Source organism: Halalkalicoccus sp. CGA53 (assembly GCF_036429475.1).
Taxonomy (GTDB): Archaea; Halobacteriota; Halobacteria; order Halobacteriales; family Halalkalicoccaceae; genus Natronorarus; species Natronorarus salvus.
In genome coordinates this window covers 3,446,945-3,473,492 of sequence record NZ_CP144125.1, presented here as the reverse complement: position 1 = coordinate 3,473,492, position 26,548 = coordinate 3,446,945, and the positions used below count along the sequence as shown (strand labels likewise).

General features: G+C 58.7%; 17 protein-coding genes and 2 pseudogenes. 9 read left to right on the top strand and 10 right to left on the bottom strand.

Going from position 1 to position 26,548, the window contains the following annotated elements; all coding sequences use genetic code 11:
* The 3 genes from V2L32_RS19540 to V2L32_RS19530 all read left to right on the top strand — a co-directional run bounded on the left by V2L32_RS19540 (position 1) and on the right by V2L32_RS19530 (position 3,610).
* Complete coding sequence (locus V2L32_RS19540) at positions 1-1,356, top strand: DUF4013 domain-containing protein (RefSeq protein WP_331234272.1); 1,356 nt, start codon at positions 1-3, stop codon at positions 1,354-1,356.
* 225 nt (positions 1,357-1,581) lie between these two features.
* Positions 1,582-2,646 (top strand): OCRE domain-containing protein, encoded by a 1,065-nt coding sequence (locus tag V2L32_RS19535; protein WP_331234271.1) that lies wholly within the window; start codon positions 1,582-1,584, stop codon positions 2,644-2,646.
* Positions 2,647-3,352: 706 nt separating this feature from the next.
* Positions 3,353-3,610 carry a hypothetical protein gene (locus tag V2L32_RS19530; protein ID WP_331234269.1) on the top strand — a complete coding sequence of 86 codons (258 nt, stop codon included), beginning with the start codon at positions 3,353-3,355 and terminating at the stop codon, positions 3,608-3,610.
* Between the two features lie 91 nt (positions 3,611-3,701).
* Here the strand turns inward: V2L32_RS19530 and V2L32_RS19525 are convergent, their stop codons facing one another.
* The 5 genes from V2L32_RS19525 to V2L32_RS19505 all read right to left on the bottom strand — a co-directional run bounded on the left by V2L32_RS19525 (position 3,702) and on the right by V2L32_RS19505 (position 13,668).
* Positions 3,702-5,363, bottom strand: coding sequence for a hypothetical protein (locus tag V2L32_RS19525; protein WP_331234268.1), 1,662 nt, complete (start codon positions 5,361-5,363; stop codon positions 3,702-3,704).
* Positions 5,353-8,208: an FtsX-like permease family protein gene (locus tag V2L32_RS19520; RefSeq protein ID WP_331234266.1), complete on the bottom strand. Its 2,856-nt coding sequence runs from the start codon at positions 8,206-8,208 to the stop codon at positions 5,353-5,355. The genes V2L32_RS19525 and V2L32_RS19520 overlap by 11 nt, the downstream gene beginning before the upstream one ends.
* Before the next feature lie 725 nt (positions 8,209-8,933).
* Positions 8,934-12,041 (bottom strand): FtsX-like permease family protein, encoded by a 3,108-nt coding sequence (locus V2L32_RS19515; RefSeq protein WP_331234264.1) that lies wholly within the window; start codon positions 12,039-12,041, stop codon positions 8,934-8,936.
* Between the two features lie 119 nt (positions 12,042-12,160).
* Complete coding sequence (locus V2L32_RS19510) at positions 12,161-12,847, bottom strand: ABC transporter ATP-binding protein (protein WP_331234263.1); 687 nt, start codon at positions 12,845-12,847, stop codon at positions 12,161-12,163.
* Positions 12,848-13,218: 371 nt separating this feature from the next.
* The gene (locus V2L32_RS19505; RefSeq protein WP_331234262.1) at positions 13,219-13,668 is read right to left on the bottom strand and encodes a DUF2062 domain-containing protein; all 450 of its coding nucleotides are present in this window, start codon (positions 13,666-13,668) and stop codon (positions 13,219-13,221) included.
* A gap of 222 nt (positions 13,669-13,890) precedes the next feature.
* On the opposite strand from V2L32_RS19505, the pseudogene V2L32_RS19500 reads away from it, so the two are divergent.
* The 3 genes and pseudogenes from V2L32_RS19500 to V2L32_RS19490 all read left to right on the top strand — a co-directional run.
* Positions 13,891-14,404, top strand: a pseudogene (locus tag V2L32_RS19500) (DDE-type integrase/transposase/recombinase); the annotation flags it as partial.
* Between the two features lie 92 nt (positions 14,405-14,496).
* Entirely contained in the window at positions 14,497-14,811 is a 315-nt protein-coding gene (locus tag V2L32_RS19495; protein ID WP_331234261.1) for a hypothetical protein, read from the top strand.
* Complete coding sequence (locus V2L32_RS19490; RefSeq protein WP_331234259.1) at positions 14,811-16,343, top strand: sodium:solute symporter family protein; 1,533 nt, start codon at positions 14,811-14,813, stop codon at positions 16,341-16,343. The genes V2L32_RS19495 and V2L32_RS19490 overlap by 1 nt, the downstream gene beginning before the upstream one ends.
* 86 nt (positions 16,344-16,429) lie before the next feature.
* On the opposite strand, the gene V2L32_RS19485 is transcribed toward V2L32_RS19490, so the two are convergent.
* From V2L32_RS19485 to V2L32_RS19475, 3 genes and pseudogenes are all read right to left on the bottom strand, one after another.
* A complete protein-coding gene (locus V2L32_RS19485) occupies positions 16,430-18,109 on the bottom strand; it encodes a hydantoinase B/oxoprolinase family protein (RefSeq protein ID WP_331234258.1) in 1,680 nt (559 codons plus the stop codon).
* Between the two features lie 14 nt (positions 18,110-18,123).
* Positions 18,124-20,175 carry a hydantoinase/oxoprolinase family protein gene (locus V2L32_RS19480; protein WP_409348457.1) on the bottom strand — a complete coding sequence of 684 codons (2,052 nt, stop codon included), beginning with the start codon at positions 20,173-20,175 and terminating at the stop codon, positions 18,124-18,126.
* Positions 20,176-20,275: 100 nt separating this feature from the next.
* A pseudogene (locus V2L32_RS19475) lies at positions 20,276-20,895 on the bottom strand (IS1595 family transposase); the annotation flags it as partial.
* A gap of 199 nt (positions 20,896-21,094) precedes the next feature.
* Between V2L32_RS19475 and V2L32_RS19470 the strand changes: the two are divergent.
* Together V2L32_RS19470 and V2L32_RS19465 are read left to right on the top strand one after the other, a co-directional pair.
* Positions 21,095-22,318, top strand: a complete 1,224-nt coding sequence (locus V2L32_RS19470) for a Cdc6/Cdc18 family protein (RefSeq protein ID WP_331234256.1) — start codon at positions 21,095-21,097, stop codon at positions 22,316-22,318.
* 164 nt (positions 22,319-22,482) lie between these two features.
* Positions 22,483-22,677: a hypothetical protein gene (locus tag V2L32_RS19465; protein WP_331234254.1), complete on the top strand. Its 195-nt coding sequence runs from the start codon at positions 22,483-22,485 to the stop codon at positions 22,675-22,677.
* A gap of 122 nt (positions 22,678-22,799) precedes the next feature.
* On the opposite strand, the gene V2L32_RS19460 is transcribed toward V2L32_RS19465, so the two are convergent.
* Both V2L32_RS19460 and V2L32_RS19455 read right to left on the bottom strand, forming a co-directional pair.
* The gene (locus V2L32_RS19460) at positions 22,800-24,398 is read right to left on the bottom strand and encodes a terminase large subunit domain-containing protein (protein WP_331234252.1); all 1,599 of its coding nucleotides are present in this window, start codon (positions 24,396-24,398) and stop codon (positions 22,800-22,802) included.
* On the bottom strand, positions 24,398-24,952 hold the full coding sequence (locus V2L32_RS19455) for a hypothetical protein (RefSeq protein ID WP_331234251.1): 555 nt from the start codon (positions 24,950-24,952) through the stop codon (positions 24,398-24,400). Before V2L32_RS19455 ends, V2L32_RS19460 begins: the two co-directional genes overlap by 1 nt.
* 608 nt (positions 24,953-25,560) lie before the next feature.
* Here V2L32_RS19455 and V2L32_RS19450 point away from each other — a divergent pair.
* Positions 25,561-26,457, top strand: a complete 897-nt coding sequence (locus V2L32_RS19450) for a universal stress protein (protein ID WP_331234250.1) — start codon at positions 25,561-25,563, stop codon at positions 26,455-26,457.
* Positions 26,458-26,548 lie beyond the last annotated feature (91 nt).

Below are 26,548 nucleotides of genomic sequence, written 5' to 3'. Positions count from 1 at the left end.
ATGGAGATCGAAAACGAGATCACTGGAAACCGAGTACGGTTCACGAAAGTCCCTACAGAAAGCGGGTCGGGATCTTTAGCGTTCGAAGTAGCGATTGCACCCGGCTTCGCCGGTCGATTGTTCGAACTCGAGCGACGACGTCCCGAGCAAACCCTCTCGATCACCGTTCTCGAAGGCGAATTAGCGGAACTATCACGGGAGGACGATCCCGAAGGGCAACGCTCGGCGACGACTCCAAATCGGTTCAGTGCTGGCGAACGAATCGAGATCACTGGAGGGGCCACCCGTCGGTTCCGAAACGGTCTCGAAGCATCCGCAACCCGCGTGGCTGTCGAGATTTCTCCACCCCTCGACACCTATCAGTTCATCATCCACGGCTACGATATCGCACGGAGACGAGTCGAATCGATTCCCGACTCCGCTGCAGAGTCGAACGCTGATTCCGTTGTAGGCTCCTCCGATGACGACCATCGAGAAGCCGAACCTCCTCTTCAGAAGCTATCAGAAGACACTGTCGACGAGGTCCACAAACCGGCAATTCCGAAGCCATCGGTCGTGCAGGCAGCACGCGCGGTTTGGAGGGACATCCACTGGAGTTCGCTTCTCGTCGGTGGGTTTCTCTGTCTCTTGAGCGGCGTGATCTTCGTGATGCTCGTGAGTTACTTCTACCTCGACAGCGAGATTACCACGATAGAAGGGATCGCCATCTGGGCACTGACGCTTCTATCCCTCAGTCCGGTGTTCGGTTATCTCGTTCGGACGAGCCGGAATGTCCACTACGGCTATCCGCCTCTTCCCCGATTCAAGAACCTGTCACCCTTATTAATCGATGGTGTCATGCTGAGCATGATCCTTTTGGTCTACCTCACACTACCTCTGTACGCCATTTTCACCCTCTTAGGACCCTTGAGCGTCCTCATTCTCCCATTAGCGCTCCAGTACGAGTGGGTCATGCCGTTGCTAACCGTCGTCGCCTCGTCGATCGCATACTACGTATTCCCAGCTGCCTACTTTCAGTACGTGGAAACGGAACAACTCCGGTCGGTTCTCGACCGGAAGTCGCTCCAGAGGACGCTCTGGCGGAGATCATACCTCGTCGGTCATCTACGCCTCCTCGGGGCCTACGTAGCGTTGGCGATCGCGTTTGCCTTCGTCATGATCGTACCACTGGTCGGGCTCGTCGTCGTACTGTTGAGCCCGTTTCTCCTCTTTCTCGTCCTCGTCGGCACGAGCGTCTTTTTGGGGACGATGTGGAAAGCGATCTCAGCAGAGCGTGCCTCGGAACACCGATCGCCTTCACGGCTCGCGCTGTTCATTCGATCGCTTGGCAGCGGGGCGAAATCGGATCGCCCGTGACGATCGGAGAGATCGACGCTCCCGTACCCCGAAGTGGACACTCCTACGACCGAGAACGTTGGTTTTCTCGAATTAATCGAAGCCGAACGGAGAGCCGGTCGGGTATTCGGTTCTCGATCCGACGTCCTCGGGGGTCGCCCTCGGTATCGCCGTACTCCCTCGGCTCGTGTCGACTCGAACCAATGTGAAGAGTTAACGTTATACAATGCGTAGTGCGTGGGGATCATGAGCGAGGAGGTACTCGACCTATTAGACGAATTACTATCCGAACTCAACGGCGAGTCGGAAATCTCGGCCACGAGGGCCGCTTCGGATACTGAGCAGGTCGCGACGGGCATCGTCGAGGGTGGCTCGGAGTACGGTTACGACGAGTATGGCTACGATTTCACTCCCGAGGACGAGTATGGATACGACGAATCAGCCCTGGATCCCGATAGCGACGTGGGATCAGAGACACCTTACGCGAATGAGGGTTCAGGGTCCGAAGATGCATCCGACATCTCGAGTGAATCGGACGAGGAGCTCTCTGAGGGGGCTTCGGATGCGTTTTCGGGCTGGGAGTACGACGCGAGCACCGGTGTGTATTCGGATCCGGTGTCGAGTCACTCGTATGATTCCACCACGGGCATCTTCTTCAACACGGAGACCGGGGAGGGCTTCGATCCAGCGACCGGCATGCTTTACGATCCCTCCGTCGGATGGTACGGTGGGTGGGATATCTACGATGGTGGAACTGAGTACTACTGGACAGACCCGACGTATCCTGGGGCTCCGGATTCGTACGACTGGTCGGGTGCTACCACCGGGGCAGAGTACTACACCGACCCCTACAGCTACGATTACACCGTCGACTGGGCCTCCGGAGACGCCTTCGTCGGCCCGGAGTCGGTCTGGTATGGGTACGATACGCCGTACTACGGGGATTACGCCTCGATCTCGGAGATGACGGGCGAAACGCCCGCGGATACCCAGGCGTACGAGGCGTTGATCTACGAACACGGGTTCGAGAACGTCCCGGGGATACTGTCGGATTCCCCGATCGGGATGTACGAAGGTATGTACGGACCGGTGACGCCGATATACCCCGGCGGAGGGACGAGCGGTCCGGCGGCAGCCAGCTGGGACATCTTCGATTACTACGGTGACGGATGGTACGGTGGGGCCCCGATCGAACACGATTACTCGAACACCTACCCGGACTACTTCGGGCCGGGATCGATGGGCCAGACCGATCCCACGCTCTTCCCGGACTCCTACGAGATCTGGAGTCCGTACACCTCGACGTTCTGATTCGGGCGCTCGTGGGTCACCAGTATGGAACGGTGGGTAGGTTGTGTTCCGGCGGATGAGCGTGCCGCCCTCCCTCCTGAAAGTCGAGGCGTTCTCCTCGGAACCCGGAACACCCTTGCGAAGTTTAATTTGGAACATTTCGGCCTACGAGTACGGCTACAGAGACCACGACGAAGTGTACGAAATGATACGGACGGGGCTTGAAGTGGACGATTCCATCAGTCGCTAGATCACCCAGAGGTTTCGTGATCGAGACAGGGAGTCTCTCGACATCTCGATCCGTTAGGTGAGTCCTGTAGGATGTTTCTGTACACCTCTAGCCGACCGAACCGTATACAGCTGGCTCGCCAGGTGAGGGAAGAGTTCCGGAGCGGATACAGTGGCGATGTCGATGGGCTGTTAGCTGAGACGTACGCCGCCGCAGTGTCCTTCCTCGCTGCTCGCTTCGAAGGGGGTCGATGACTGGCCGATGGCGAATTCACTCAGAGTCGCCGGTCGGGACGTCCAAGCACTCGAGTGGTGGGGACTGGTCCTCGAGCGGGCGACCTGGCGACCCGCTGCCGAGGTGAACTGTGACAGCCAACTCTTGTCTCTCGTGAGCGGATGCTCACACCAAGCGCTCGGTTACGAGAGACTCCACCGAAAGCGGGTTTAGGCCAACCAACATACACAGTCGTAATTCGGGTGGAACCGAGGAACCTACGCTATGTCACGGTACGACGATCTCTTCGACGAGACGGCCAACAGGGAGTCGGTGTTCGCGGCGAAAGGAGAGCTCGATCCACTCAGGATACCGACGGAGATCGTTCCGCGGACGGAGCAGGAACGAGCGCTCGCGGAGATCCTCACGGGTGTGACCGACGGCAGGTCGTATTCCACGCTGAAACGCCCGTCCAGACATCATCTATCGGGTGATCGGTTCTGGCCGTCTTTACTGCGATCGGAACGACGTCCGGGGAGTTGATGTTGAACAGTTCGCCATATGTCTCTTCACGCTCGGCTTCCCTCTTGAGAACTCGAGGATTACGGAGCGGGTGCGAATCTTGAACTGGCTGTCAGCAGTCCCCCTCTACTTTACCAGTCGGTACAACGATCACGGTTTGATCATCACTCTCACCAGAGACGTAGATTGCGTTGTTAGTCTCCTGCCAGTCAGCGTATGTTTGCTCATCGAGGTCCTCTGGCGGAGCAGGATACAGTTGTGCACCTAGAGTGGTCCAGGAATCTTGTGCGACTACTGGACAGGGAGGAGGATCGCCTCCCTGTAGCCACTCATAGACTGGATGTGGGCCCATATTATAATCGGAACCGTAGTAATTGGATTCGATCCGAGTGATATGATCGTCCCCACTCCAGGAAGTCTCCATCGTCGTTGAAGCGAACGTCACCGCCGAGAACTCCGCTTCGGTAGTCGTTCCTTGGTAGGAGAGCATTTCGAGCCCTGCAAAGGCGATCGGAACGGTGACAACAGCAACCAGTATCAACAGTATTGGAAGACCCACTTTGACCGTCATGGTTAGTGGCAGTGGTCGATCAGGCACGCGGTCATAGAGGACGAAGACCGCCATTGCTGCTATCACGACGGTTCCAAGGTGAACGAACGTCTGGGTGCGCATTACCAGAAAATCATACTGGAGGGATAATCCAGCAGTCAAGCCAAGGCCGATAAAGGTGAGCGGCGCGATCAACAGTGTGAGGACGAGAGGTCCTTCTTTCGATCTAATCATAATGGGCAGGCCCCAGGTCGCGAGGACGGCGAGTACCATCAGGGGTGCGACTAATATGAGCAATGACGACGGCGTGGGAGATGTTCCAGGGAAAATCGGTCGGATCGCGTTGAGACTAAGCACACCAAATCCGAAGAAACCAATACATCCGATCGCTCCACGAGTCAGCCAGGGAGTCGCTGTCCGAAACCAGTGTGCTAAAGCGATGATCGCGATGAGCCACGCGATGACCAGTGCGGGATTCGTCGTAATGACGTCGGAGTGTCCCGGAGGTGATTGTGCGTAGTATACGAGCAGATACAGCCAGAACCCCACAGTAATACCCAAGCCTCCGAGTGTTAACCACGATGGTCGTCGATTGATCCAAACGGCGACCAAGACCGTCAGCGATACCGCAGCGATCACCGTGCTGAAGTGGTGCGTCGCCGGCAACACGAGTAGCAATATCCCCGCGACCCCGACCCAAGCCCGCCGCGATGTCTCAAAGAACCGGTGAACGCAGAGGAGGACAACTGGAACGAGCAACAGTCCGAGCACCTCATAGCTGACCGTTACGGTCCGGCGGAGATAGAGCCCTTCAATCGCGAGGACGAATCCAGCGAGCGTGGCGGCGACGAGCGTCCGTCGAGGAGGCCATCCGAACTCAAGTCCGAGGTTACGAACCAGCAGTAACGCGATGATTGGCGGAACGGCTCCAACGACTGCGATAACCGGTTGAGCAAGCCACAGCGGCGCGAGGCCGGTTATCCTACTGAGGACCACCAGAAGCACCACGAAGACGTATCGATTTACCTCCATCCTCCGGTGGTCGCTCGGCTGAGGGACCGATCCCGATGCCAAGGTATCCCGTGCGATCCCTGCGAAGACGAACCCATCTGGATTGAACGGATACGGCGTCCAGTACAACGGGACGAGTCTGATAGCGACGCCGAGCGCAAACACACAGAAAACAGCGAGGGTATACTGTGACCACAGCCGCTCATCTCTCACGGGATTCACCCCCAGGCATGGCTCGTTGTTCTCTAGTCATTACGGAAGCGGGTGGTTCATAGAGCAATGAGATGAGAGCAACCGTTGCACTACAGAGTGTCAGAGCAATGCTAACGACGAATCCCACAAGCAGTACGCCAGGTGGTGGAATCGCCGGTATACGGATACCATACACTGTCAACAAGCCTGTGACATCCAGTAGCTGCATGACGAGTAGTGACGCAACGAAGGCAAGGCTGGCCCCTACAGTGCCGATAATGACCGTATCTCGTAGTACCAACTGCAAGATACGGCGGGGACTCGCTCCGGTAGCTCGATGAATGCCAATCGTTCGTCGACGGGCATGGACCGCTCGAGCTATTGCTGCTGAAAGTCCGCCGATAGTCATTACTGCCACTAGACTTCCTAATCCACCCAAGAGAAGCGTGAGGTTGCCGACTGCAGCTTCGATAGCCTGACCGAGGTCGCTACTACCTTCCGTCTGGCCGACACTCGCAGCGGCAGCACCAATACGCTCGTCACCAGATACCTCATAACTCGTTTCTGCACCGACCGTATCATCGGTTTCGACGTGTACGTCATACGATCCCGGCGGCTGGCGGGTGAGGATGGTTCCGAACTCCGTATATTCGCCAGCATCGAGCGTCACCTGCTCTTCGGAGGTAGTATCCGGACCGATAATCCGAACGGTAGTGTCGAGAGGCTCGTTCCACGGATTATAGACCGAGACTTCAGCTTCAGGCGTTGTGAGTACTGTCAAAGAGTCGGGCGATACGCTAATCGAAGTGACAGGCTCACGCTCAGCGTCATCCGAGATCTCAATCGTCTCAGTTGCTATGCCGTGTTCAGTCTCGACCCGAATCTCATGACTGCCTTCCGAAGCGGCCGGCAGCCTGGCATGGCCCTCCGAATCCGTCTCCGCGGTCTCATTCGCGACAGTGACAGGTGTGTCCGCAAGCGGCTCCCCCGTCTCAGTACGGACTTCGATAAGTGGTTGGCTCCCTGGTGGCATCTTATCCGGGACGCCATGCAGTTCTGGTGTCTCCGGATGAACGACGCCGACAGAATGGATAGCCGTTTCATCTACCTGTAGCAGCTCCTCTCCAGGTTCACCAGTCGGCAGTGAAAGTTGTACGGTTCGCTGCTCCTCGCCCTCGAGTCTTACCTCCTGTTCGGTCTCCTCATCGCCAAGTCCGGCAGTCAGTGGATAGGACTGCTCATCGGAGTCATGATTTCGGAGCGTGACCTCGACCTCGAAGGAGTCATGTGCGATGGCGCCCTCGGACGCTGAAACGTCAAGAACGGTCACTCCAGAATCGGATTCGCCCGTATCAGGCAGCTCTGCAGTACGGATTACGTATACTTTATCGGTGTCCAGACCCGAGAGATGCTGCGCAGTTCGTAGCGACAGGAGGAGCTGATCCTCATGAGCACCGGGGGCGGTATAGGTCCCGACAACGGTGACTCGACTGACTCCGTCAGCGGTGCTTCCACCCACGGTGAGTGATTCACCGACATCGATGTCGAGCGTCTGGGCTAGCGAGACACCGATGACTGCTTCATCTGGTGCTTCATGAGCACGGCCGTCCTCGAGATCAGCATCGGTGACCGCTTCAAAGTCGTCATACTCAACCCCCCGCGTAAGGAACGGCTGATTGTCAACAACTGCAAAGCCGATGATCTCAGCACTGGCGTCAATATCATCGGCGTGGAGTGTATTTGCGTACTCCGCGGGCAGTTCGCTATTGACTGGATGAGCAACACCGGGTTCGGAAATCGTCGTACTGTCAGCCATAACGACGGGGGCAGCCGTCATCGCAAGCGTCGAGGTTACGAACAGAATCGACAGAAACACCGATAGCGTTGCGGTCGTCGGGACGAGGGTTCTCCAATCGAGCAACAGTAGCCCCGGCGAGCGTGGGCCCTCAACAGTGGTCGAAAGCTGCGCAGGGGGGCTGCGAACTGCCGACCAGCTGGCTAGCATCCCTGCTACCGCGCTGAGAAGAACCAAGCCGACGTAGGTGGGGCCCAAAACGTACAGCGCCTGCGATGTCAATCTGAGATCAAGAGCGGTCGGTAGGCCAAGGAATACTGCTGCTGAGAGCGCCGCATTCGGAAGAATTACGCCGAGAGCATACCCGAGGGTTACCCCGATAGCGGTTAGAAGGCTGGCACGTAGCGCGAACGTCCCAAGAATGGTCCGGGGGGCCGCTCCCGTCGAACGGACAGTACGGATCGTTGCAAGCCGATCGCGGACGCTCATCCGGGTGACGCTATAAACCGTCACCGCGACGAGAATCGCGCCGCCGGCAACGACCGCCCCCAGCGTCGTAAGTAGCTGTGACTGACCGGCGACGAAGAAGCCCAGCACCGATTGAAGAGGCACACCGCTTGCCGGCACATGCGTCTCGTCATCGGTGATGACGAGCGTTTCGGTCGTGCCGAGGTCAGCGACCGTCTCCGGATCCGTGATGTACCAGTTAGGGTCGAGGAGCGAATCTTCGCCATGGTGATACACAGCCGCCTCAACGGCACCGGAATCACCCTCGAACTCCACGCTGCCAGCGGTCTCCTCTCCATGCCCAAAGCCATCATCCGGCGGTGGCGGTACGTCCCACGATTCGGCTGCGTTAGCCGGGACACCGATGACCGTAGCGTTCGTTCCATCGTCCTTAGTAACCTCTGCTACGGGTAGAACCAGCGCGTCCTCCGGCGCATCACCCGGTTCAAGGGCGTCTGCCGTCCCAGACGAGGTAAGCGGATCCGCAAGAGCAAGCGGTTGAGCACTGGCGGCCACGATGAACAACGTACTTCCTGTAAGAAATGCGACTGTCAACGCGACCATCACGATTGCGAGTCGATCACGGTGTGACCACCGCCGAATAATTGTCTCTCGGTAGCTCATCGCCAGTCGGTTGGCGCTGGCGAGAAGCTACTCGATGCTATCGACGACATGAATAAAAATTCCGTTGGAAACATATAGCTTTTTGTATGTCTACAGAAATGGTTTTACACATTGCACTGCTAGATTGAGGCTGAACTGAGCGGAGTCCTTCGAGGGAAGTAGAATACTGTTCGAAGAACTCCGGACCGGAGTGACAGGTTCTTCAGACGTACCGCTTTTTGACATACACCACGCGAATCCGAAGATTTCACGGAACCTGGAGCGGCAGTCAATCAAGCGCCGAGCGCTGGCTGACTGCCTATACCGCTTACTACAACCACCACCGCAGTCACCATTCGTGTCCGGTTGAGGCTCCGAGTGACAAATTGCTGGGTCTCGGGCTCTGACTCAAGTGGGTAAATAGCCGAATTCTGCCTTTCAACTGGCGAATTCGGGCCAATGCCAGATCTGCAAATATTACTGGCAGTGTTAACCGAACACGAATGCCGCAGCCACTAAGCGCTAAAACTCGGACGCCGTTCAACGCACTTACACTGGAGAGCCCGATCTATCAGCCTTGAATGAAATAGATTATATATAAGATATATCTGCTCTGGCATAGCAGTCCTTCCTGACTTTCTCCTAGAATGATTGCAAAAGGAGGTGTGGTTGGGCATCGCGGAGCACTACTCATCCGGTCGATCACCATCTGCGGATCCGCTTCGTGATGCTCCAATCCACACACTAGCCGGCGTGGAGATCAACGCCGGGAGCAGCGCGAGCACAGCGCTACAGACGGCGAGACACACTGCGCCAAGAAGCGTCAGTAACACTAAAAGAGGTCGTACGTCAGTCCCAAATCGAACCCCGAAGACGCTCAGTACACCTATCGTATCCAGCACGGTAATCGCGAGGAGGGCAGCTATTCCGGCGAAGAGGGCGGCTGGAATCGCTAATCTGCAGGCATCCAGACCGACGATCTTCAGAAGGCGTTTTGGACCAGCCCCCGTGGCTCGGTAAACGGCGATCGTTTCATGACGTGCGTGGACCGACTGTGCGAACGCCGCCGTCGTGCTCCCGATCGTCATCAACCCCGCAAGTCCGACCATTGTCGCGAGCAGCAGCTGAATGTTCCCTACGGTGTTTTCGACGACGTGACTCATCGCCGCTCCGGAACTGTACTGTCCTCGCTCGAAAGCTGCATCAAGATCAAAATCGGTATCTACGACTTCATACTCCGTGGTCGCGACAGCATCACCATCGACAGTTGCTACGATCTCGTACTCACCGGGGGGGAGTTGGGTGTCCGACTCCCCTTCACCAACGGTCGTTTCTATCGTTGTAGACTCGCCGGGTTCGAGGAGTACGGGTTGGGTCTGTTCGCCCGTTGGGGTGACGAGACCAACGTCTTGGGTTCGTGTCTCGGTCCAGTGGTTCGTTACGGTCATCGTCATCTCGGGAGCCGTCTCCGGTGTGCCGGTTCGAGGCTCCGTTTGGAGATCCACGCCGATTCGCTGTTCTCGTCCCTCGGTGACCTGCACGGTGTGCGTCGCGCCATCGCGATCGCCTTCCGTTGCAGTGATGTCGTACTCACCCTCGTTCTCCGGAAGCTCCAGTTGGGCTACTCCATTCGCGTCCGTCGTCGTTTCATCGCCATCGATCGCGACGGTGGTATCACTGACAGCCTCTCCGGTTGGGGTCGACACGTCGACAAGGAGAGTGGCACCGGGTGGAGCGTCAGTGGGCAGCGTATCGGGGAGTACAAGGGCATCTGATTCGAGGACCGTGATCTGCTGTGAGTGTTCCTCGACCGTTACTGTCCGCTCCTCGGCCTCTCCAAACGTATGTTCGATCTCGATTCGGTCCTCCTCACCAGGCGCGAGCTCAACCTCTTGCTCATACGTCTCCTCTTCAACTGCGATATCAAGTGTCCGCGTAACCGCTGTCGATTCGTCGTTGTAGACGTGGACCCCGATCGTCGTTGTCTCACCGACAACGGCTGTCTCCGGGACGTTCAGTCCGTATACCACGCGTTCTTCCGCCGAACTATCCGTATCGGAGCCATGCTCTACCGTTGCGTCCGCCTCGCCGAGGAGGGCGCCTGCCTCTTCGGTCGTTCGAATAACGTGGACCGTTCCCGGTTCGAGCGAGAGGTGGTGGCCGGTTTCGAGGGGGACGATGAGCTGATTATCGGCCGGACCGTCCGCCTCATAGACACCAACGATCGTCACGCGCGCGACTCCCGGGTGGCCGCTTCCACCGAGTGTGATCGTATCACCGGACTCTACATCGAGGGTTTCAGTGAGGGAGCGTCCGATGACGGCTTCATCGGGTGACGTTGGTTCTCGGCCGTCGATCAACTCCGCATCGGTCACGGCGGCGAAATCAGGGTAGTTCGCCCCACGGGCCATGTAGGGCTGCCCGTCATGTACCTGTGCAAGCACGAGCTCCGGGCTGGCAGCGATCCCTTCAGATCGGAGCGCATCCGCAGTCCCCGCGTCGAGGCGGCTATCTATCGGATGAGCCGCATCTGCAGCGGTCACAGTCCCTCCCTCGGTGTCACCCACGGGTTCGACTGCGACACCGATTCCGCTGATCAGGAGGACCAAGAGAACGAACACGGTGAGCGTCGCCGTGGTAGGAATGACCGTTCGCCAGTCCAACAGCGTTGGAAAGAGGGTAGCTGGAAGACGTGACTCGGTTCGGTGAAAGGGGGTCGATGTCGTTTTCCTCTGAACCCGGGATCGTATCGCCGTTGGTGGGCCGGTCGCTGCTGGCCAGGATGCGATCAGACCGGCAAGACATCCGACGACCACCAGTGTCACAAGCATTGGCACGAGTACCCGAAGGCTTGCGAGGGTCACTTGTGGCTCCAACGTGACAGGAATGCCGGCCCAGATTGCAACCCTGACGGAGAGATTCGTTAGCAGAACCCCAACGGCGAAGCCACTTACCACACCTACGGCGGCGATGAGTGTTGATCGAGCTCCGTAGAGCGTAAGCACATGCGCTGGTGTGCCACCGGTAGAGCGGATCACTTCGATCGTATCGAGACGCTCCTGAACGCTGATACGGGTGACGCTGTAGAGAACGACGGTCACGATCACTGCTCCACCGACAGTAGCAGCTCCTAGCAGCCGGAGCACTTCACCCATACCGGCGAGAAGGAACGCGAGTGCAGAAACGAGCGGAACGCCGCTATCGGACTGGTCGAAATGGAGGAGACTCGCACTCTGTCTCGTGATCTCCTCATCAGCTTCGATAACGATCGCACCCGTCGATCCGAGCGTCTCAACTGTCGAACTGGGAGCTGAATGCCACCACGCTGGGAAGATCGTCTCGGCCTCGTGTGGCGTGACAGTGACGGCTATCGTCTCATTCTGACCTGCGAATCGCAATTCCGTTGGCTCGGAAACGGGGCCTCGTACCGTCTCCGGATCGCCAGGCGATGGAACGGTGGCTGCCTCCCAGGAGGTCGTAGCATCCTCAAACTCGGCCGGAGCGTCCGGTGGTATTCCGATCAGAGTGTGTTCCGTACCGCTATCGTCGATGACTACGGCGAGGGGGAACACCACAGCTTCATTCCCACCGATCTCCTCGGCTTCGCTGACTGAGTCGTAGTGGGTCGCGGTCGTCGACGTCTCTAAACCACCGCTCACCGTCGCTGCATGGGCGCCCGCTGCTAGAAGGAGCACTGTCGTTCCGACGAGAAACGCCGTCGCGACCGCGATAATAACGACCGTCAGCCAATCGCGGCGTGACCATCGCTGAAGGATTGCCCGGCGATATCCCATTTAGATACGGTTCATACACTGGTAGTGCCTGTTGGTCGATCGCCGAAGCTGTTGGTCCCAGGGAGACCCCTGGGGAAGGTCGATGGATTGCGGTGATTGCGTATGAAGTGGGAGGAACATCACGCAGGCTGTTCGATCTCCGTGTGTGCTCGCTCGGTCAGTGCGCCATCCTCGAGTAAGAGAATACGGTCGAATCGATCCGCGAGACGACGATCATGACTGATCACGATCAGTGCCGTCTCGGTCCGGTCGCGAAGATCAGAGAGAAGATCGAGGACCCGAGTCGCCGTCTCCGGATCGAGCTGGCCGGTCGGTTCGTCAGCGAGGACGATTTCAGGGCGGTTCGCCAGTGCTCGTGCGATGGCGACGCGCTGTTTTTCGCCGCCGCTAAGTGTGGCCGGATACTGATCGACCCGGTCGTCAATATCAAGGATATCGAAGAGCGTATCAAGCCAGTCCTCGTCGCGATCCCCCCGATGTTCCTGTGGAACGGCCGCGTTTTCACGAGCAGTCAAGTCGTCAATGAGCCGGAAATCCTGAAAGACGAAGCCCACGGTGTCACGTCTGATCCGTGCGCGCGTACGTTCGGAAACCTGGCTGACGTCCTGTCCGTTTACAAGGAGCGTTCCGGTCGAAGGTGGATCGAGAAGGCCGAGAACGTCGAAGAGTGTGGTTTTGCCCGCACCACTTGGCCCCTGAATGAGGATGCTACTGTCCTTAGAGATGGTGAGTGACACCCCATCCAGTATCGTCCGGTTTCCTCGCCGTATGACCAAACCGCTTGCTTCTAAAGCGGACTTATCCATTATGACACCTATTAGTCGAAGACGACAATAAGAATTGTGATATGTTTGATTAGAAAGAGATGGCGGCAGGAGGGAATATGTCGGACAGGGGACTACTCTGCACGTAGGTAGTACGGTACTACGCTCTTCCGTAGGAGATTGTTGCTAAGTACCGTCCCAAGCGTGAACGGACTAGTCGAGTGCTCTGCAAGAACTGCCTCCGACGTCCATTTGGGACCGATATTCACTAGTCACTCGACGCTTGGGACGGTACTAAGTGTAGCTTCAACCGTAGACTTGCGAGTACATCATCCCGCAATCAAACTGCCAAATTCAACCCATCTTTCTGCAGTTATGCAACATACAGAGCGCATATTCCGCAGTGAAGTGGGTTATGCTCTGTGCTGGCGAACTGCGTGAGCAATCCGGTAGGCGACGATATAGCTGACGATGGCGAAGCCAATCGCAAGGATAACATTCCCGACAAGCAGCCGAATAAGTACTTTTGCTCCGGCATCTATCCCGATGTCGACGCTGGTGGTGCCCGGAACTGGGCCAAGCAGTTGTACGCCGATAAGAAAACTCACTACGTAGACGCCACCTTTCATCAGCGGATTCAGGGTTGCAACTGCGGCGAAGAACGCGAGTTTATTCGCCCATGCAAACCGATGTCCGATCCACATGAGTACGGGGATACCAACCCCAAAGCTGGGGAGCGTGGTAACGAACATCCCGAGCGCAAAGCTCACCGCGATAAGATGCGGCGGATGGTCCTCAGAGAACGCTACTCGGAGTGTCGCCCGAACTTGTTCGACGTAACCCGCTAATCGGCCGGCACCCATTGTGGGAGTTTGAAGATACGCACTGAGAAATCAAGAACCCCTGCATCGATCACACCAGGCAGTATTTCAATGGGTTCACCGGGTTGGAGAAGAGGCTCCAGACCCGCCGACGGCGAGAGTGATTGGCGTAACCTTTGAACGTCCAGATCTGCAAGCTGTGTCCTCTCATACCGTCGACCACAGTCTCAGCGACAACCTGTTCAAACGTTGTGCAGACCACTCAAGCCGTCGCGGGTCGCCGTCGACGAAACAGCGGTGAAGATCGGCACCGAGCGACACTGGCTGTACGCCGCGATTGACGTCGAAACGAAACTTGTGCTGGATACTGGATCTCTCCTCGGCGAGGAACGAATCCAGCGGCTGCGTTTCTTGGCCGACTGGCCAGAAACACGACCTCTCGGAGGCGACGTTTCTCGTCGACGGAATGGGCAACCTGACCGCCCTCGAATGGTGCGATCTCCGCGGTCACCTGGATTATGTCGAGCGGAATCTGATCGAGAAATGGTTCCAGACGCTCCCAATGCGGATTGATCGATTCCACCAGACGTGGATAGGGCGGTGAGCCAGCGCTGGGCGCTGGCTCACCGCCTTCGTCCACTATTACAACTGGCAACGACCAAATCAGGCACTCGATGACCGCACTCCCGTCGAGGGAGTGATGAACCGATGGCTAGACACTACCAAATCTATAGGCATAAATAATATATACTTAAATAATAATCCATACGATTATTAAATAACTTAGTATTTATTATAGTAAAGATTACAGAGAGAGCGTGATACCCATCCAAATGTTTATACAATCCCAATAGGAAGTGGCGTCAGATCATGGTTTGGGGTAGCATGACGCGGAATGGAAGGGTAGGAACGGCCCTGTTGATACTGTTCGGCCTGATGCTCGCGCCGCCAATCGTGTTCTGGGTGAACACCGACGCGTTCCTGGGCGGCTGGCCGATAATGTTCCTGTGGGCGGTCGGCTGGGCCTTATTCGGGATAGGGGTGCTGGCGTGGGCAGCTACGACTGGCGCGTTCACACTGAACGACGACCAGATCCCTCCCGAGCTTCGAGACCGGGAGGACGTCGTCGCAAGTGACACCACCACCGGCGAGCCCGGTGCCGGGCCGGAAGGGGGTGAAGCCTGATGGTCCAAACCACAGTCGCACTCGCGACGATCGCCGTGTACACGATCATTGTGTTGGCCCTCGGGGTACAGGGGTGGCGCGTCGGCAAACTCGAGGTCACCGACTGGGTGACCGCGGATCGTAACCTCGGTCTCGTCGTCCTGCTCTTCACGTACGCAGCGACCTATCACTCCGCGTTCGCATTCCTCGGGGCGGCGGGGTTCACGTACGCCCACGGGATCGGCTTCTATCTGGCTGGTTTTCTGTGGCTATTCGTCTCCGGGGTTATCGTATGGGTAATTGGATCGAAGGTTTGGTTGGTCGGGAAAAAATACGACTACGTCACGCCGTCGGAGATCCTTGAGGACTTTTACGATTCACAGGCGCTCGGGCTGATCGTGAGCCTGACGATGATCCTGTTCACGTTCCCGTACATCGCCGTTCAGCTGATGGGAAGCGGGATCATTTTCGAAATCGCCACCGACGGGGCCGTGAGCTTCGAACAGGGCGCGCTGTTCCTCTTGGTCGTCGGCGTGATCTACGTCTGGCTCGGCGGGATGCGATCCATCGCGTGGACCGACACCGTGCAGGGGGTGTTCATGTTTGCGGCGATGTGGCTCGCCGGCTGGCTGTTCGTGTTCACTGCCTACCGCGGTCCGACTGAATTCTGGGCCGAGTTGGCAGCACAGACACCCGAACATCTGAGCCTTCCCGGGCCGGCGGGGCTACTCGATCCGGCCTTCTACATCTCGTTCGCGATCGTCATTGGTATCGGCGTCGCGCTCTCGCCGCACATCATTCTGCGGTACTACAGCGCGAGATCGCCGAAGACGCTCAAGTGGGTCGCGACCGGAGGTACTGCGTACTTGACCCTGTTCTACGTGCCGCTGGTGTTCTTAGCACTGGGTGCCGTGCTCGCTTTCCCGGAACTCGCGAACCCGGACCACGCAATCCCGGAGGTGCTGTTTGAGTTCACCCCGGTGTGGTTCGCTTCGATCATCGTCGCGGGGGCGATCGCGGCGGCGATGGCGACAAAGGACGCCCAGCTCCACGCGGTGTCGACGCTCATTGTCCGTGACTGGTACGAGCCATTTGTGGAGGCGGAACCGGACGAGACGCGCAGGACCCGGCTGCTACAGGTGTTCGTCCTCCTGCTCGCGATCATCTCGTATTGGGTGGCTATCCAGGACGTCGACATCATCGTGATGGTGACGCTGGTGGCCTTCGACGGGCTCGCGCAAGTGCTGCCGATCCTTGTCGGCGCATTCTACTGGAAGCGTGCCTCGACGGGTGGTGCGCTGGTCGGGTTCACCTCCGGCGTCCTGGTAGCGGCGCTGCTCGTGTTCGAAGTCGTATCGCTCCCGGGTGCGTTGCCAGGGTTCACGGCGGGCTTCTACGGGCTCATCGTGAACACGGTCCTGTTCGTCGGACTTAGCTTCGTCCTCGACCCGGTCCCTGAGGAGAACCGCCGCAAGATTCAGGGGTACATCCAGTACGCGACCGGCCGCAAGTGGGAGGACGGCGAGTCGCCCCCGGCACCGGCCGACGACTAAATAGCCCCGCCCGCACCTTTTCTCGCCGAACCGATCGGTCGTACTATACAATCTGGGGTGAGTAACCGCGCTCCCCGGTTGGTGAGCTACTCGTCGTCCGAGACACCCTTGAGGCCGTATATCCGACGTGCCGCGTCCATTGAGACCTTTCCGAGCTCGACGTCCCGCACGACTGCATCCGGATCCCGGTCGGCCGGATCCCCGAAGCCACCCGCACCTGGCGTTCGCACACTGACGATATCGCCCGGTTGGAGGGTCTTCGTGCACTTCGACGGCAGGTCCTCCGTCGTACCACCGGAGCGGAGCTTGTCGTCGCCGTTTCCGCCATCCTGTCCCCCTGCGATTCCGTACGGCGCGTGCACGCGTCGGTCGGCCAGGAGGCTGAACTCGGCCTGATGATCACACACGCAGATGTCGCGGCGCAGGCCCAAGCCACCACGGTACTCGCCAGCACCGCCGGAGTCCGGCCGGTATTCGTACCGTTCGACGGCCAGTGGGTAGGCGGTCTCCAGTACTTCCACCGGGGTGTTCATCGTGTTAGACATGTGGACGTGCACGCCGTCCATCCCGTCGCCACCGTCCCGTCCCCCGAAGCCACCGCCGCACGTCTCGTAGAAGGCGTACGGTTCGTCCGTCCGGGGATCGGTTCCGCCGAACGTGATGTTGTTCATCGTTCCCTGACACGCCCCAATGGCGCGCTCGGGTGCGGCCGTCGCCAGCGCGCCGAGCATGACGTCCGTTACACGCTGGGACGTCTCCAGGTTCCCCCCGACGACGGCCGCCGGCGGTTTAGCGTTGACGACGGTTCCCTCCGGCGCGTCGATGTCGATCGGCCGATACGCCCCGGCGTTCGGCGGAATGTTCGGGTCGGTAACACACCGTACGGCGTAGTACGTCGCGGAGGCGGTGACCGCGAACACTGCGTTGATCGGCCCCTCCGTCTGTGCCGCCGTCCCCGCGTAATCGACGGTTATCGAGTCGCCGTCAATCGTTGCGGCGACCTCGATGCGCACGTCTTCGGTTCCGCGTCCATCGTCGTCGAGCATGTCGTCGAACTCGTACGTGCCGTCCGGGAGTTCCTGCAGCTCCGACCGCATTCGGCGTTCCGAGTAGTTTTGTATCTCGTCGACGGCGTTCGTGAGCGTCTCGACGCCGTACTTCTCGGCGAGTTGATGGAGTCGTTCGCGAGCCGTCTCGTTGGCCGCCTGTTGGGCTCGCAGGTCCCCACGTCGCTCGTCGGCCGTCCGCACGTTGGAGAGGATCATCTCCATGACGTCGTCGACGGGTGTCCCCCTCTCGTACAGCTTCACCGGCGGGATACGGATGCCCTCCTGATAGATCTCCGTCGAGTCGGCGGCGACACTGCCTGCGCGTGCGCCACCGACGTCGGCGTGGTGGGCCCGATTCGCCGCGAAGGCGACGAGCTCCCCCTCGGCATACACCGGACTTACGAGCGTCAGGTCCGGCAGATGTGCCCCGCCGCGGAAGGGGTCGTTGAGCAGAACGGCGTCGCCGGGCGATAACCGCTCCGGCGGGTATCGTTCCAGTGCTGCGGCGACAGAAAACGGCATCGCGCCCAGATGAACCGGCATGTTCTCCGCCTGGCTGATCATGTCGCCGTCCGCGTCGAATACGGCACACGAGCAGTCCCGGCGCTCCTTGATGTTCGGCGAGTACCCCGTTCGGATCAGGTTGGCGTTCATCTCCTCACTGATGGCGGTACACGCGTTGCGGGTCACCTCTAGGGTTACCGGATCGAGCGACATGTCAGTATCGTGGCTCATGACGATACCTCCACGACGATGGTTCCAAACTCATCCACGGACACGTGCTGGTCCGGCCGGATAACGACGGTGCTCTCCGACCCCTCAACGATGGCTGGCCCCTCAAAAGAGCCGCCGGCAGGGAGGTTCGATCGCTCGTATATCCGCGTGTTGTGGGGGTCGCCACCGAACACGACAGTGCGTTCCTCTCTAATGGCATCCGTGGGGGCGCCCTCGGTCGTTGCTGGTGAGAGCGTTGGCGCGTCCACGACGCCGCGAGCACGCAGGCGAACGGTGACCAGCTCGACCGGTTCGTCCTTGGAGGAGTGGCCGTATCGTTGCTCGTGTGCGTCGTGGAATCGCTCGCGGATCGTCGCGAGGGCTTCCGCGTCCATCCGCCCGTCGGGAGTCGGAACGGTCAGTTCGAATGACTGGCCGACGTATCGCAGGTCCAGCGACCGTTCCAGGACCATCTGATCCTCCGACACGGCTCCAGTGAGACGGTCGCGGCCCTCGCCCTCAAAGGATTCGAACGCAGCTTCGATGTCGGCGGGGTCGACGTCATCGAACCGTCGAACCATGGAGGTGCTGAAGTCGTGGAGGATATCCGTAACGAGTAGCCCGAGAGCTGAGAGTACGCCGGCGGTTCGCGGAACGAACACACGGGGAATGTCGAGCTCCCGGGCGAGTGCGGTAGCGTGTAGTGGTCCAGCCCCGCCGAAGGCGACGAGCCCGAAGTCCCGCGGGTCATGGCCGCGCTCGACCGACACGACGCGGAGCGCGCGTTCCATGTTGGAGTTGGCCACGTCCAGGATGCCCTGGGCAGCCGCCGTCGTTGACAGGCCGAGCGGGTTCGCGACGTGCTCCTCGACGGCGGCCTCGACTCGATCGATGTCGGCGTCGAGCTCGTCGGACAGGAACCGGTCCGGTTCTAGACGGCCAAGGAGCAGGTGGGCGTCCGTCACCGTGGGCTCCTCGCCCCCGCGCCCGTAGCAGACGGGTCCGGGGTCCGCGCCCGCTGACCGCGGTCCAACGCGTAACGCGTTGCCCGCGTCGACCCACGCGATCGAGCCGCCGCCCGCCCCGATTGTGTGGATCGAGATCATGGGGACTCGAACCGGATAGTCCCCGACCTCGAGTTCCGTCGAGATGATCGGCTCGCCGTTCTGTACCAGCGAGATGTCACAGGACGTTCCGCCCATGTCCATGGTGATCACGTCGCTGTCCCCGCGGAGGGATGCGACGTGCGCCGCGCCTTGAACGCCGGCTGCCGGGCCCGACAAGAGGGTGTTGACCGGACGCGTTCGCGCCCAATCGGCATCGATGGTTCCGCCGTTCGACTGCATGATGCGGAGCGGCGCGGGGATCCCCCGCTCCCGGATCGCGTCCTCAAGTCGGCCGATGTACGAGTCCATCACCGGTTTGAGTGCCGCGTTGAGAGAGGTCGCGAGCGTGCGCTCGTACTCGCGCATCTCCGGAAGCACCTCGCTCGACAGCGAGACGGACGCGTCAATCTCGGATTCGAGCACGTCTCGGATCTGCCGCTCGTGGTCGGCGTTCTCGAACGCGAACAGGAGCGAGACGGCGACGCTGTCGACGTTTGCCGCCGCGAGGTCGGCCGCGACCTCCTGGACGTCGTCAGTCGACAACGGCGTTCTCACGTTGCCACGTCCGTCGAGCCGTTCGCGAACCTCGAATCGTCGGTCGCGGGGGACGACTGGTTCCGGCTTGGTCGCCTCGAAGTCGTAGATATCCGGTCTCGCCTGGCGGCCGATCTCCAGGACATCACGGAATCCGTCGGTGGTAACGAGCGCGGTTTCCGCCCAGTTACGTTCGAGGACCGCGTTCGTGGTGACGGTGGTCCCGTGCGCGAAGAACTCCACCTCCGGATAGTCGTAGTCGGCGATCTCGCGGTTCTCCTCGAGACCGTCGAGGACCCCTTCATCCGGCGACCCCTTCGTCGAGGCGGTTTTCACGACGTGAAGTTCCCCGTCACGTACCGACACGACGTCGGTAAACGTGCCGCCGACGTCGACCCCGAGGCGGGTTCCGCCCCTGTCGTTTGACATGGTGTCGCAAACGATAGCCACCTGTATAATTATACTCCAGAATACACGGTGGTGCGTGAATGATTGGTGGAACGTTCTTGTGGCGTAGATTGTTGGTGAGTTAGAGTGCAGCTTTGAGGATGGTTTTGAGCGCTTCTTCTCCCGGTTCTCGGAACACTCCACGGCAGAGTTGGAACGCTCGTAAATACGGTGTGAGTCTGTCTTTGGAGACGCCTCGATGCGGTGAGATCCACGCGTCGCTGACGCGACGGTGGCTCTCGCAGGTGTTCACGTGAACGTCTCCATTAAGTACTCTCCCTCTCTGTGGACGACGTATTTACGAGTGAATGCCTTGTCTTCGTCTAGCTGACTGTACGCCTGAAAGCCATTGGTATAAACGGTCAGCGACTTCTGCTGGCGGTCAGCCAGCAGAAGTCGAATCGTCGATTCATCCTCGACTTTCGCCGGGATCACGTACCGTTCACTACTGCCGCAATCTGTGAGAATAAACACGGGTAGCTTGTCCTCGACATACGTTCCACGACCACGCATGGCCAGGCTACGCGAGCGCGACTCGCTGTCGCGCTCGCGGCCTTTGAGGCCGGTTTTCACGTACAGTTCATCGATCTCAACCGGACCTTCAAGGTGTGGCCGAGGCACGTCCAGCGCGCGCAATAAGCGCTGGACGCGCCTATAGATCGTCTTGTACGAAACGCCAATTTCCACGTCTAACTGTCTGAGTTCGGCTCGTCGCTAGCTGAGCTGAGATCGGGTGTAAAGCAAAGCGGTTCATGATCCAGAGCTCTACCCTTGGCACTTAGCGGAAGATCGCAAGACCGCGCTCCATCAACAATGTGCTACGCGAGAGCGCCACCGAAAGTGGGTTTAGGCAAACCAACATACACAGTCGTAATTCGGGTGGAATCGAGGAACCTACGCTATGTCACGTTACGATGACCTCTTCGACGAGACGGCCAACAGGGAGTCGGTGTTCGCGGCGAAAGGAGAGCTCGATCCACTCCTGATACCGACGGAGATCGTTCCGCGGGCGGAGCAGGAGCGAGCGCTCGCCGAGATCCTCACCGGTGTGACCGACGGCGAGGAGGGCTATCTCCCCACGACCGTGTCGGTGTACGGGCCACCGGGAACTGGAAAGACGATCAGCACGCGTGGTCTCTGTCGGGCCTTTGCCGACCGCACCGACGAGTTCGACGTCGAGTACGTCAACCTCAAGGAGTGTCGAACGGTGTTCAGCGCCGCCAACGAGATCCTCTTCGCGCTCGGTGGCGAGAAGCGAGGGGCACACGAGGGCCTCGACGGGGTGTTCACGGCGATCTGGGAGCGACTCGAGACGTATCCCGAGTGGACCGCTCTGCTCCTCGACGAGGTCGACCACGTCCGACACGACGGCAACTACGACCCGAACGACTTCTTCTACCGACTCCTGCGGGGGGAGGGGAAACTCGACCGCGGGATTAACCTCTCGGTGATCTTCATCAGCAACGAACTGCTCTCGGTGGATCTGCGCCTCGAGAGCCGCGTCGAGAGCGTGATGGGCGGCGAGGAGGTGTTCTTTCCGCCGTACAGTGAGGACGAACTCCGGGCGATCCTCGAATCCCGCGTCGAACGGGCGTTCGTCGACGAGGCGCTTTCTCCCGATGCGTTCGATCGGGGTGTACGCGAGGCCGCCGAGCGATGGGGTGATGCTCGGAAGGCGCTTCGGCTGTTTCGACACGCCGGCGAGCGGGCGAACGAACTCGGGCTCGATCGGGTGACCGTCGAGTGTGTCCTAGAGAGCCTGGAGGGAACAGAGCGCGAGGCGACGGTGAGGAAGTTACAGAGCCTTCCGGTACGGCACCTGGCCGTGTTAACGGCGAGTGTCGGTACGCGCGGTGCGGACGGAGAGATACTCCAGCCGGTTCGTACTAGCAGGATCCACGATAGATTGCACCGACCGGAGGTGAGCGAGCGGTTCAAACTCGGCGAACGATCGATCCAGAAACTCGTCGGCGAACTCGAGACGATGGGATTGGTGAGCACGTGGAAAGAGTCGGAAGGTCGCGGGGGACGGGCGATGTACGTCGAGACGACGTTCGATCCCGAGTGGGTGTACGAGGCGCAGGTGGTGGTTGCAGAAGAACTGGTAGAGAAACAGGATACCTGACTGGTTTCGGCCGCACTCCGTTCACTTTCGCTGAACTCGCAGACCACTTTTCACTGTGGGGCCAGTAGGTTCCCTGATAGGAACGACAGATGGGAAGCAATCGATCACGACAGCAGAACGGAGGCGATGCTCGAAAGGCTGTTCTCGAGAAACTCGATCGGGCGATGGACGACATCTCTCGGGTGATTGAAACGGCCGATCCGACGACACCGGAAGAAGAGCGGCTTCAACTGCGCCGCTATCACGAACTCGGATACCTCGCGAACCAATACCGGAAGTTGAAGCGTGAAACTGATCTCTTTAAAATGGAGGAGCGGTTAGCACTGCTCGAAACCGAGCCTGACGACGAGGACTACTGAACAGTCCCGACGAACGCATACACCCCCCGTGGTGAGTTTTCGTATACCGTCTCGCTTGACTCTGTTTCGCGGAAACCTATCGAGCACTACAGGGTGTTTGGGGTCAGATTATCCCCGCTCACCTAGAAGATGATTGGCCCTGACTTCTTTTTCTCCGGCCGGGAGCTATGCGTAAATAGAGCATACCGTAAACTATCGAGACAATGGTCGGTTGCGCTTGATTTGCCGACCTGCTCTTTTTTATACCCTTGGAATTCTCGAATCAAGTGCTCGCACTTATCCGAGACGAGTAAGCCTGGCCGTTGTTCCGGTTCGGATCGATCGACGGTAGTCTGCGACACCTCATCGATCTGGACGTCGTTTTCGGAGCGGAGGTATCGGCGGATCTCGTCGATTCCCGGATCTTGGGATTTGTTGGCCCGCTCGGCTTCAAAGCCATGTCGGCAGAACTGTTGGATGTCGGATGGCTCGTGTTCGCAGTAGATCGTTTCCTTCGGTTTGTCGTTCGCTTCGAGCCATCGTATCGCATCATCAACGTGTGATTCCGACTCGTGATATTCGTCGATGACGATGAACTGTTCGTACGGCGTTCGAGCGATCTCTAAGAGTACTCGCGGATCGTTCCACCCTGCGTCGTATCCGTAGATCCGCCATCGATTGGACTCGTCGACTTTCTCCAGAGCCTTTGAGTGGGGGACTACGTGGGTCTCTCGTCGGAACCGATCGTACACGAGTCCCTGTGCAGCGGCGAACTCCCCACGCAGAGCCTGTTCTTCACGGCTGGTCCCTGCGTATTGCCTACGGAAGAGGTCTCGTTCGCCGTCAGTTAGATACGGGTTCTCGAATGTCGAGGCCCGAATCAACTCGATATTCAGCCCGATCGGATCACCATTGGCGTCCTCGTTCTTTTCGAGAATCTCCCATGCAGCGTTGTAGCCGTTTCCGGTCAGCGTCCAGAACATCTTCTTCGGGCCTTCGACACCCCTCAGACGCGATCCCATCATCTCAAGCAGGTCGTGAAGGTCCTCTCCGTAGTGACTCGGCTCGTCCTTCCAGATCGCGCCGTACTCGTCTCCTGCATACCGGTTCCACCGATCGGCGCTCCCGAGTACGATCACGGAGTCGTTGACGAGCGTAAGACGGTGTTCTGATCGATTGTAATCCGCGACGATCGGTGAGTTCTCCGGTCCGTTGTACGACGATGTGAAGAGTCCGGTCCGTTCCCCCGGAAGGTTCTCGAACAGAACTCGGAATGTGGTGTCTCTTGCCTTCTGAAAGTCGGTTCCGAGCACTAAGAACCGAGACTCGGGATATACGAGTGCCTGAGCGATGAGCCACCGGGCGCCCGTCACGGACTTACCGGATCCGTACCCAGCGAGAAACCCCACGAGGTCGGCCTCACTCGTTCCCTCTCCGTCAATCCATGCAGCAGGGAAAGTAGTCCGGGCCAGCGACTTCTTGGTACTCTCCCGCGCGCTTTCCGAATCCGAAGGGAGGAGAGCCGTGAGCGCTCGCTGTTGGGTGTCCCAGACATCGTACGAGAGGAGAGCCGGTTCGTCCCCCGACGGTGGTCGCCATGCGATCCCTTCGGGCCGGTTTTCCGAGTCTGCCTCGCGCCACTCCACGTATATTTCCGAACCGTCGATGCCACCTGCATTCTTTCTGCTTTTCTCAAGGAGCTCTATCCGTCTCTCGATGCTGCGAATCGTCGGACCTGGCATCAGTTGAGCCTCCGGGTCGTTTTGCGGCATTCGAGTGTGTTGATGAGCCCGTTGGTCTGCTCCGGGTGGAAGGCATGACCGGGTGTCCTCACAGCCCGACCAAGGTAGTTGACCACCTCGTGTGAGACTTGTTCCCGGTTCGAGCCGATCAAATAACCGACGGTAGGGGTGCAGAACACGTGATTGAGGAGGACATCAAATGCCGAAGGTAATCTCGCGTACTTTACTTGCTGTTCGATCCGTCCTGAGAGATAGAACGCTCTCGATAACGTAATTTGATTCATGGATATACTGTCGGGAGAAACATCTTCAGAGAAGTCAATCCCCGTTCTTCGTAGTCGGTCTTCGTTCTCTACGCCGTCACGGGCAAACGGGTCTGCATCTGCTACCGATGAGTACCGAACCGATCGTTCGGTAGTCTCAGGCCTCAGATACAGGTATTGACGGATACCTGTTACGACCCATCTCTTGATCACCCGCTCCGCCGTCTTCGAGGAATCGAATACCGTTCGTTCGGATTTTTCGCCTTTTACGAGAGGTAGATAGATGTGCATAGATCTTCTTCGTAGAGAAGAATACCATCTCACTGATCGTCAGATTGATTGCCGCTCGGTACGAGAATCGAAAGGCCATTTGGATATACCAGATCTTAGTACTAGTTCGAACCCCAGGATATATTTAACTTCCCCCTCGTTGACGTTCCTCACTGAACCAGTATCCTCGATTGATCGATCCGTATCGGATTGTCGATCTAAGTCGTCAGTTCAAGAGCACTGGGTTCGAGCGTCACAGTGTTATGACGCTATACTCGAGGACTTCCAGTGGATTTGCAGACGACCAGCGACGACTCACCGACATACCCCCGGATAGCCATCCCGTATAGATAATCAGATTCTGTTCTGTTCGGGATATATTAGAGACCGAGGGAGTGAGTTTCACACTCGGTAGTTGTTCAGAGGTCCTTAATGAAACCCTCAGTCAGTGATAGGTTTCAGCGGCCTACTGCATACTGTGCGCGAACTGATCACTGGAACCCTCCAGATCGGCCACAGTGAGAACTGCCGACGAGTCGTGAATCGACGTTCGAAACACGACGCCCAGGGGGCGAGAGTCACCAGCGGGTTTGACACTGTGGCGGGCCAAATGAGGAGGTGAGAACCACATGTACGACACAATTCTCGTCCCAACCGACGGGAGCGACGCTGCATCTGCCGCGGCCGAGGGAGCGATCGCTCTCGCTCGGCGGTTCAATGCGAAGCTCCACGTTGTCCACGTTCTTAATCTCAGTGATCTCCCGGATGGGGTTAACGAGGTAGCGCAGGTGTCAGATGACCTCGTCCACCACGCCGAGAAGCTTGTGGCCACGGTTGTGGACCTGGCAACTAACGCTGGTCTCAACGCACGTGCAGAAGTCGTCGAAGCCCACGAGCCAGTTCACAAAGTCCTCGTCGACTACGCTCGCGATCACGACGTCGACTGCATCGTGATGGGAACTCACGGACGAACCGGTCTCACGCAGCTCGCACTCGGGAGCACTGCCGAACGGACGTTACGCGCCTCGTCCGTACCAGTAATCACTGTCCACGAGGATGGCGGGCTCGATCCGGAGTTCGAGCGGATTCTGGTGCCGATCGACGGGAGCGACGCCGCCCGCGCGGCCGCCAATCTGGCGATCGACCTCACGGCGGAGACGAACGCAGCGTTGCATATCGTTCACGTCGTCGACATTGGATCGATTGTCCACGAGGGCGACAGCGGCGATATTCTGGCGCCAAGTGAGGATGCAGGCCAGCAGGCCGTCGATGAAATCGTCGATCGAGCCCGGGAAGCGGACATACGGTCGGTCGAGGCGTCAGTGCTTAGTGGGCCCACCCATCGTGTGATCGTCGACTACGCCACCGATCGCGATATCGACTGCATCGTGATGGGAACTCACGGACGAACTGGCGTGGATCGCCTCTTGGTCGGCAGCGTGACCGAGCGCGTGATCGGGCTAACCACTCTCCCAGTGATCGGAACCAAAGGCCCCGCCGCGGATGATGCGGTAGGATCAGAGTGAGCGTCTCGCGACTGTCCGTTTCTGACCTCTCCCGAATATTTTGGTTGTGAGATTCTGTTTGATAGACACATCCTCTAAGTTTTGCACCCCG

What these genes read in the sequence shown, in the direction of transcription:
- V2L32_RS19520 (WP_331234266.1), bottom strand. Translation starts at nt 8,208, where the DNA reads ATGGTCGCGTTGACAGTCGCATTTCTTACAGGAAGTACGTTGTTCATC.
- V2L32_RS19495 (WP_331234261.1), top strand. Translation starts at nt 14,497, where the DNA reads ATGGTTTGGGGTAGCATGACGCGGAATGGAAGGGTAGGAACGGCCCTG.
- V2L32_RS19450 (WP_331234250.1), top strand. Translation starts at nt 25,561, where the DNA reads ATGTACGACACAATTCTCGTCCCAACCGACGGGAGCGACGCTGCATCT.
- V2L32_RS19505 (WP_331234262.1), bottom strand. Translation starts at nt 13,668, where the DNA reads ATGGGTGCCGGCCGATTAGCGGGTTACGTCGAACAAGTTCGGGCGACA.
- V2L32_RS19535 (WP_331234271.1), top strand. Translation starts at nt 1,582, where the DNA reads ATGAGCGAGGAGGTACTCGACCTATTAGACGAATTACTATCCGAACTC.
- V2L32_RS19460 (WP_331234252.1), bottom strand. Translation starts at nt 24,398, where the DNA reads ATGCCAGGTCCGACGATTCGCAGCATCGAGAGACGGATAGAGCTCCTT.
- V2L32_RS19540 (WP_331234272.1), top strand. Translation starts at nt 1, where the DNA reads ATGGAGATCGAAAACGAGATCACTGGAAACCGAGTACGGTTCACGAAA.
- V2L32_RS19470 (WP_331234256.1), top strand. Translation starts at nt 21,095, where the DNA reads ATGTCACGTTACGATGACCTCTTCGACGAGACGGCCAACAGGGAGTCG.
- V2L32_RS19510 (WP_331234263.1), bottom strand. Translation starts at nt 12,847, where the DNA reads ATGGATAAGTCCGCTTTAGAAGCAAGCGGTTTGGTCATACGGCGAGGA.
- V2L32_RS19465 (WP_331234254.1), top strand. Translation starts at nt 22,483, where the DNA reads ATGGACGACATCTCTCGGGTGATTGAAACGGCCGATCCGACGACACCG.
- V2L32_RS19485 (WP_331234258.1), bottom strand. Translation starts at nt 18,109, where the DNA reads ATGTCGCTCGATCCGGTAACCCTAGAGGTGACCCGCAACGCGTGTACC.
- V2L32_RS19490 (WP_331234259.1), top strand. Translation starts at nt 14,811, where the DNA reads ATGGTCCAAACCACAGTCGCACTCGCGACGATCGCCGTGTACACGATC.
- V2L32_RS19530 (WP_331234269.1), top strand. Translation starts at nt 3,353, where the DNA reads ATGTCACGGTACGACGATCTCTTCGACGAGACGGCCAACAGGGAGTCG.
- V2L32_RS19480 (WP_409348457.1), bottom strand. Translation starts at nt 20,175, where the DNA reads ATGTCAAACGACAGGGGCGGAACCCGCCTCGGGGTCGACGTCGGCGGC.
- V2L32_RS19515 (WP_331234264.1), bottom strand. Translation starts at nt 12,041, where the DNA reads ATGGGATATCGCCGGGCAATCCTTCAGCGATGGTCACGCCGCGATTGG.
- V2L32_RS19455 (WP_331234251.1), bottom strand. Translation starts at nt 24,952, where the DNA reads ATGCACATCTATCTACCTCTCGTAAAAGGCGAAAAATCCGAACGAACG.